General features: G+C 63.3%; 9 protein-coding genes and 1 tRNA gene. 2 read left to right on the forward strand and 8 right to left on the reverse strand.

Annotated features, from left to right (window positions below; translation table 11 throughout):
- The coding region (locus E1N52_RS44495) for a hypothetical protein (protein ID WP_165979585.1) at positions 1 to 1451 on the forward strand (1451 nt) is incomplete at its 5' end.
- On the opposite strand, the gene E1N52_RS42600 is transcribed toward E1N52_RS44495, so the two are convergent.
- From E1N52_RS42600 to E1N52_RS42635, 8 genes are all read right to left on the reverse strand, one after another.
- On the reverse strand, positions 1448 to 1786 hold the full coding sequence (locus E1N52_RS42600) for a hypothetical protein (protein WP_133191051.1): 339 nt from the start codon (positions 1784 to 1786) through the stop codon (positions 1448 to 1450). The two genes, E1N52_RS44495 and E1N52_RS42600, sit on opposite strands and share 4 nt — an antisense overlap.
- Positions 1787 to 1794: 8 nt before the next feature.
- Positions 1795 to 2073, reverse strand: a complete 279-nt coding sequence (locus tag E1N52_RS42605; RefSeq protein ID WP_133191053.1) for a type II toxin-antitoxin system RelE/ParE family toxin — start codon at positions 2071 to 2073, stop codon at positions 1795 to 1797.
- 57 nt (positions 2074 to 2130) lie between these two features.
- A complete protein-coding gene (relB, locus tag E1N52_RS42610) occupies positions 2131 to 2340 on the reverse strand; it encodes a type II toxin-antitoxin system RelB family antitoxin (RefSeq protein ID WP_133191055.1) in 210 nt (69 codons plus the stop codon).
- 4 nt (positions 2341 to 2344) lie between these two features.
- Positions 2345 to 2533 (reverse strand): hypothetical protein, encoded by a 189-nt coding sequence (locus tag E1N52_RS42615; RefSeq protein ID WP_133191057.1) that lies wholly within the window; start codon positions 2531 to 2533, stop codon positions 2345 to 2347.
- Positions 2534 to 2599: 66 nt separating this feature from the next.
- On the reverse strand, positions 2600 to 2815 hold the full coding sequence (locus tag E1N52_RS42620) for a hypothetical protein (RefSeq protein ID WP_133191059.1): 216 nt from the start codon (positions 2813 to 2815) through the stop codon (positions 2600 to 2602).
- A gap of 93 nt (positions 2816 to 2908) precedes the next feature.
- Positions 2909 to 3457, reverse strand: coding sequence for a hypothetical protein (locus E1N52_RS42625; RefSeq protein WP_133191061.1), 549 nt, complete (start codon positions 3455 to 3457; stop codon positions 2909 to 2911).
- Positions 3458 to 3462: 5 nt separating this feature from the next.
- A complete protein-coding gene (locus E1N52_RS42630; RefSeq protein WP_133191063.1) occupies positions 3463 to 4011 on the reverse strand; it encodes a hypothetical protein in 549 nt (182 codons plus the stop codon).
- A gap of 1510 nt (positions 4012 to 5521) precedes the next feature.
- Positions 5522 to 5595: transfer RNA gene (locus tag E1N52_RS42635), tRNA-Met, on the reverse strand.
- A 232-nt stretch (positions 5596 to 5827) separates the two neighbouring features.
- On the opposite strand from E1N52_RS42635, the gene E1N52_RS42640 reads away from it, so the two are divergent.
- A partial coding sequence (locus tag E1N52_RS42640) for a MobA/MobL family protein (protein WP_246089464.1) occupies positions 5828 to 6597 on the forward strand: 770 nt, incomplete at its 3' end.

A 6597-nucleotide genomic window follows, 5' to 3' on the forward strand; every position in this document is an offset into this window, starting at 1 on the left:
AGGTGCAGACGTACGCGCCGACCTTCACCCTGTACGAGCCGCCGCAGGTCGCCCCGGAGCCCAAGATTGGCCCCGCCCTGCCGGGCGCGGGCTGGCGATACGAGCAGACACGCCGGGCGCGCCTCGACCAGGTTGAGGCGCTCCGGGCCCAGCGCCGCCTCGAGCAGGCGGCCGAGCTGGGCCGCGACGCTATCCCGAAGCCATCCGGCCTGATCGACCTATCCACCGACTTGCGCGCGGCACTGGCCGAGCGCGGCACCAAGGAGCAGACCTATGAGCAACGCCGAGCCGAATTCATCGACATCGACCCCGGACTTCTGGCGGCCCGACGCGGGCCGGAAGGCCCCGCAAACGGTCTGCGTCGATTGTCGGAATGCCGTCTGGCAGGAGCTGCGCGCCCTACGGAAGGACTCGACGGACCGGACAGCACGCGTCTACTGCCGGGTGATGCACGCCCTGATCGACGAAGATCTGACGGAGTGCACGATGCACGGCTGAAAGCCTTGCTGGACGGGATTGAGCGGAACATGGAGCAGCCCGCGCAGCTCTCGCCGGCGCGGCTGAAGCAGTTCGAGACGGGCCTGGCCGACATGCTCAAGTCGCCCGAGCTCGACAGCTCGATGCGTCTGCGTGCCGAGCACCTGAAGCAGGCCACCGAGAACGAGCGCAAGCGGCGGCAGGCCGCGCTCGACGCGCAACTGCAGGCCGACGTCCAGGCGCGCCGTGCCGCGTTCAAGCACCCGCAGCCACACCAACCGCCGCCCGCCCCGCTACGCATAGCGGAACAGGTCCACGAGCTCAGCATGCGCGGCCGCGCGATCGCAGACGCGCTGATGGCCGGCGCGGCGCTGATTGGCGCAGAGCCGGATGGCGAGCTGGCCCGCGCCGAGCGGGCATGGACGCATGAGCGCGCCGGCCGGCTTATCCCGAAGTCGATGGAGCTCACGCCCGAGGCGAAGCGGCTGCGCGAGCGGGAGCGGGCACTTTTCACGGTGAAAACCGCCCTCGAGGAGGGGCTGATACAGCCCGACGAGGCCCGTATGCTCGGGCTCGAGGCGTCCGAAGTCGAGAAGGTCAGGGAGGCGAAGCCCGGCCCGATGGCCGAGGCGGCTTCGCACGTCACGGACTGGTTTAAGCGGCAGCTAAACCAGTCGCTCGCCCATGCGCAGCAGGCCGATAGCAAGGTCACCGAGATGCGTCAGGCCATCGCGGAGGCATTCGCCGCCGCCAGTGTTGCGGCCGCCGATCCGCGAACCCGACGATTTGACTCCAGCATCATCGTGGCCGCCATTGCCCAGGTCTCGACCAGCCAGAGCCTACGGCCCGCCGTGACGGCGACGGCATCGCCGGCGCAGGGCAAGGGGCAGGACGCCGGCGCGCAGCAGAAGCCGGACGCCGCGGCCAGCCGCCCGGCCGCGCCGCGGCCGGCGCCACCGAAGCCCAAGCCCTAGCGTTCGCCGGCTCGCCACCCGGCGAGGAAGGCGAGCCGTTCATCGTCCGTGAGAATGCCCGCAAACGGCGCGGCCTGCCGCAGGTCCGTCGCGTGTTCGCCCGGATCGGTCATCACCGCGATCGTCGCATCGACACCCTGGTCAATCACGGCCTGCCACTCGGCGAGATATGGCCGCGCGCGGCTGTGCGGGCTCATGGCCAGCCAGTGGGCGAGGTTTTCGCGCGCCTTGTCGAGCAGGCGCGGCTCGCGCCGGAGCTTTTCGGCAATGAGCCGGTGCAGCGCGAGGCTGCGCCGATGCTTCTCCAGATGCAGATGTGGCGGGTATTCCACCATGGCATCACTCAGTCGGGATACTGCTGCCGGGCGTGGAGTACGCGAAGCACCTGGATGGCTGCGGCCGCCACGCGGTACACGACGATGTAGTTGGGGTGCGCAACGATTTCGTGCGTGCCGGGAATCCGGCCGACAGGCGCGATGTACGGGTGTTCAGATGCAGGCAGCACCGAAGCCCGGATGCGCGCGTCCATCTTCCGCGCTGCGGCCGGGTTGTGCTGTGCGATGAACCTGACGATGTTGGCTAGATTGCGCTCCGCCGAAGGGAGCCAGACGATTGGCAGCATGTGAAATCCGGTTTTCGGCGGGCCCTCAGTGGGCCGCCACTACCCGGTATAGGAATGTCACGACCTGCGGGCCGCGTGCTTTTTCTCTGCTGCCGCGATGATTGCTTCCATGCTGGCCGCCACCTGGTCGTGCGCAACCCACTGCGTGGCCGGATCGTCGGCTTCACGCAGGGCCGCTTCGACCTGCTTGCGGAACCAGCGGTCGTGCGCCTCGGCCTCTTCTGCCGTGGCGAACTCCGATTCGATGGGGGAAAGCGTCGTATTCATGGCGCTAGGATACACCGTGGTCCCGATCGCGCACGATGTAGGCCGGCTTGATGCCCTTCGCCTCGAGCGCTGCGACTGCTCTGGCGATGGCAGCGTTCGCCCTGTCCAGGAATTCCGGGCTGGTGATGAACCGGCCCAGCTGGTCCGGTTTCGAGTCGCCGCCGGCCAGCTGCTCCGGTTGGTCATTGTTCACAGTCATGCCTCCTTGAAACGCGTGGAACGCCCCCTTCCGGGCCTGAGAGGAAGGGGCGCGACCGGTTCACCTCGCCGGCGGGCGTTGCCATTCCCGGCTTTCCCATATCCCGTAAAGGTAGCCCCAAACGGCCGGCTCCACGGTGCTCTGGCTGGAGCTAATCAGCTCCGTGAGGCGGTCGTCGGTCATCTGGTGCGGGTTCTCCAGCTCGAGCACGACCGACAGGTCGCTATCGAGCGAGAGGGTTTGACAAGGGTGCAGCGATAAAATGGCGTCAGCCATAGTCGATCTCCTAGCTAGATCGGTTGTGGTCAGGCCTGGCGCGGTGTTGGTAGCACCGCGTCGGGCCGCTTTTTTCGCCTCTCGGCGCGAAACTCAATGCTGCTGGGCGAGGATGAGCACCAGGACCACCAGTGCGACCGCGATCACCACGCCTAGCGGGACTACGTCCCAGATCTTCGAGCGGGCCTGTGGCTGTGTCGGCGCTGCAGCTGCAGCCGGGGCAGGCGCTGGTGCAGGTGCAGGTGCAGGTGCCCTCACCCGCCTGTTGTCTTCGAGCAGCCCGGCCACCTGGGCGCGCAGCTCGCGCTTTTCTTCCCGCAGCTCAGCCACCTGCCCCGTCAGGGTCTCGATGGTCTGGTCCTTGGCGGCCAAAACGGCCTTCAATCCGTCAATTTCGGCCTGCTGCCCATGGTCAGGTAAGGGTGCCACCTGCTGTCCATTTGACTTGTCCATGGACAGGTAAGGGTGTCCAGTGAGTTGGCCGAAAACCCTTATCAACTCTGAAATCTCGATGCCTTTAGCCTGTCCATTTGCCTGCCCGCCCATGGACAGGGAGAGCTGTCCATCTGCGACGTACTTCTGGATGGTCTTCCGGTTCTTCCCGGTCAGGCGTGCGGCCTCACTGATGGACACGATGGGCATGATGGTCAGCCCTCGATGCGTTGCTGTTTGGACTCTTCGGCCCGGACGTACTCTTCGATGAAGCGGACTCGATCCCCATTGAAAAACAGGTGGACGTTGATCCAGAACATGTTGGGCATGTCGCTATAGGCGATAAACCCAGCCTCCAAAAGCTCACGCAGGCCGCGCTGATATGTGCGTTCTTGGATGGCGTCCTCGACCTTCTGGACAGCCATGAAATTGAGATAAAGCTGGTCGCTGTCTTTTTTGCAGAGTTGCAAGATGACCTGGAACACCCGCGCGGCGGGCTTTGACAGGCCGAAAGTGCGTGTGACGCCCTCAAGGTAGATCTTGGCGTACCGATCCGAATCGACCACACGACGGCGGTAGATTGCGTTGACCGCAACCTTGTCGCCTGTGTCCGGGTCGATCAAGTCCTTCTGACTGCCCACCTTCACCAGGCGATCGTTGAATTGCAGCTCTCGCGGCTCAAGAAGAGGGTTGGTTTCGTACCGCTTCTTGAATTCGAGGTTTTGGTTAGGACCTCGGATGCCAAGCATTTTCCTGGTAGTCAATTTTTCGCCTGATTTTGACGGTTTAACTGACAGCGACAGTACACTAAAACTGTCAAAAACAGTAGTGTTTTTTGTCGCCTCAACTGGCGAAACATGTCGGTTTAACTGTCAGGAACTGTCGCCTACCCCTCCGCCTGGCGTGGGGTTTGGCGATTTCCTTCTTCATTCTTATATCCATGCCCCCGCAAGCGGGGGCATGCACGCGCGCAAGCGCGCTGGACGGCCCCCAGAACACCCTTGGCCTGCCTGGGCTTGTCCGGATCGTCCCTGCGGGCCGGCGCTCTCCCCACGCTGCGCGTGGGTCCCCGTGCGCCTCGATCCGGGCGCGCCGGCGCGCGCGCTGCCGAACCGTTCATCGACCGCTTAGGCTTGCAGAGAGGGGGGTGCGCGGGACGTATGTCCAAATTGGGCAAGCGGAGCGCGCCAGGCCGAAGGCAAAGGCCGCGAGGGTTCCCTGTGGTCGGGTAGGGGGCAAGCCCGCAGGGGCTTGTCCCCAGCCGTCCACAGGGACGCGGGTGGCCCACCTGAGCCGCAGGAGGGTCCAGCTATCTCAAAACCCTCTGTGGAACGGTTTGGAGCTCGGACCTAGTATTGTTTTGGCCCGGTTATCGAACTTTTTCATACTTTTTTTTGCACCCTCTGTCCGATCAATTTGATATACCCGTTCCGGGGCCATATTTAGCCCCTAGGCGCCGCTGCCAACCTGTGGTTGGACTCTGGAGACCAACGGGGGGAGGTTTAGCCACCTAAACGCTCTGGTGCGTTTTTGTGCCTATTTGTGCATTGAGGGGGGGGGTCAGGGGGAAGTTGACGACTGGCCGGCCGGCGCGGCATCCTGCCGGATATCCACTCGATATCGCCGAAAAACCATAGGGAAACCTATGCCTAACGGAGATGGACTTTGGAGAAAAAAGCCCCGGAAACTGTTGGCGCAGTCCCGAGGCTTGGGTACTACAGGAAGTTAGCCCAAGGAACGGTGTGGATTAGCTTCTCCACCTTGGTCCAAAGGCCCTGACCTGCGACTACCAGCGTCGTCAGGCCAGAAACAACGTCAGCTAATTTGCCGACCACTACAAGCAGTTTGTTGATCACAGCATTCCTAAGGTAAATGACAGGAATGCCTCTGCTTTGAGCCCGAGGGTCAGTCGGGCTCGCAGCAAAAGGCTTGCTACGAACGCCGTCCTGCCGACGTGTTCGGGAGCCAATATAACAGGAGTGAGGAACTCGAAAAACGGCTGGTCGTTCCGCGAAGATGCCTCACCATAAAAAAAGCCCGCTTTTGCGGGCTTTTTTGTTTTAACTACCTTCAATCTGCTATCAACTCCTTTGTCACAAAAGCGATGTGGTGATCATCTCGATCACTTGAAGGTCGTTTAATCGCGCCTATTTGCCTTTCAAGCTCGGGTTCAACACAACATCTGGTGTGAGCCCAAGTGCGGCCGGGCGCGGATGTGCCAGTTGGAGCGCAGAAATGAAAAAAGCCACGTCGCGATGACGTGGCTTTTTTCGGAATCACGGCCGGGACTCGAACCCGGGACCCCCGCTTTATGAAAGCGGCGCTCTATCCGACTGAGCTACAGTGGGATAACCAGTATTACATATCGAAGTTTGTCTGTCAATAGTCGTGGCCTATAAATTTTCAGACCCTGCTTATGCGCTCTCGGGGTTAATTGCGGGCGGTTCTTAGGAGGGTGTCCCTCCTAAGCGCGATTCCTCGTTTGATATGAGCTATGCTGCGCATACCTCATATCAAACGAGCGCGGTCAGGGCTACGCCCCGACACCTCAAAAAAAACATGGCGTCTCCCCACGTGTCCATGAAGCGCGGCAAGGTCGGCAACGGTGCCGCCCATGCCGCGTATGTTCATGGTCACGGGAAGTACGCCGACCGCGACGACGTGCGCGCGGTCATCGACGGCAACCTGCCGAACTGGGCCGCCGATGCGGGCCAGTTCTTCACGGCCGCCGACAAGCACGAGCGCAAGAATGGCCGCGCCTACCTCGAGGTCGAGGCGGCCATTCCGCGCGAGGCTCCGGACCCGGTCACCTGGGCGAAGGAGTTCGCCGGCCGCGTGGTCGGCGAGCGGTTTGCGTACCGGCTCGCCGTGCACGACCGGGCGGCCAGCGACGGCGGCCGCAATGTCCACATGCACCTGATGTTCTCCGACCGGCCAACCGATGGCGGCCACTACGACGCCGAGCGGTTCTTTAAGCGCAACGGCTCGAAGAAGGACCGCGACTGGAACCGGCGAGACAAGGTGGCCGACGTGCGCTCGATCTTCGAGCAGCAGGTGCAGACGTACGCGCCGACCTTCACCCTGTACGAGCCGCCGCAGGTCGCCCCGGAGCCCAAGATTGGCCCCGCCCTGCCGGGCGCGGGCTGGCGATACGAGCAGACACGCCGGGCGCGCCTCGACCAGGTTGAGGCGCTCCGGGCCCAGCGCCGCCTCGAGCAGGCGGCCGAGCTGGGCCGCGACGCTATCCCGAAGCCATCCGGCCTGATCGACCTATCCACCGACTTGCGCGCGGCACTGGCCGAGCGCGGCACCAAGGAGCAGACCTATGAGCAACGCCGAGCCGAATTCAT

The sequence above is a fragment of the Paraburkholderia guartelaensis genome, from assembly GCF_004353905.1.
In the GTDB taxonomy this organism is placed as follows: Bacteria; Pseudomonadota; Gammaproteobacteria; order Burkholderiales; family Burkholderiaceae; genus Paraburkholderia; species Paraburkholderia guartelaensis.

Coding starts and splice junctions, on each gene's coding strand:
- E1N52_RS42600 (WP_133191051.1), bottom strand. CDS start 1,786: ATGGTGGAATACCCGCCACATCTGCATCTGGAGAAGCATCGGCGCAGC.
- E1N52_RS42605 (WP_133191053.1), bottom strand. CDS start 2,073: ATGCTGCCAATCGTCTGGCTCCCTTCGGCGGAGCGCAATCTAGCCAAC.
- relB (WP_133191055.1), bottom strand. CDS start 2,340: ATGAATACGACGCTTTCCCCCATCGAATCGGAGTTCGCCACGGCAGAA.
- E1N52_RS42620 (WP_133191059.1), bottom strand. CDS start 2,815: ATGGCTGACGCCATTTTATCGCTGCACCCTTGTCAAACCCTCTCGCTC.
- E1N52_RS42625 (WP_133191061.1), bottom strand. CDS start 3,457: ATGCCCATCGTGTCCATCAGTGAGGCCGCACGCCTGACCGGGAAGAAC.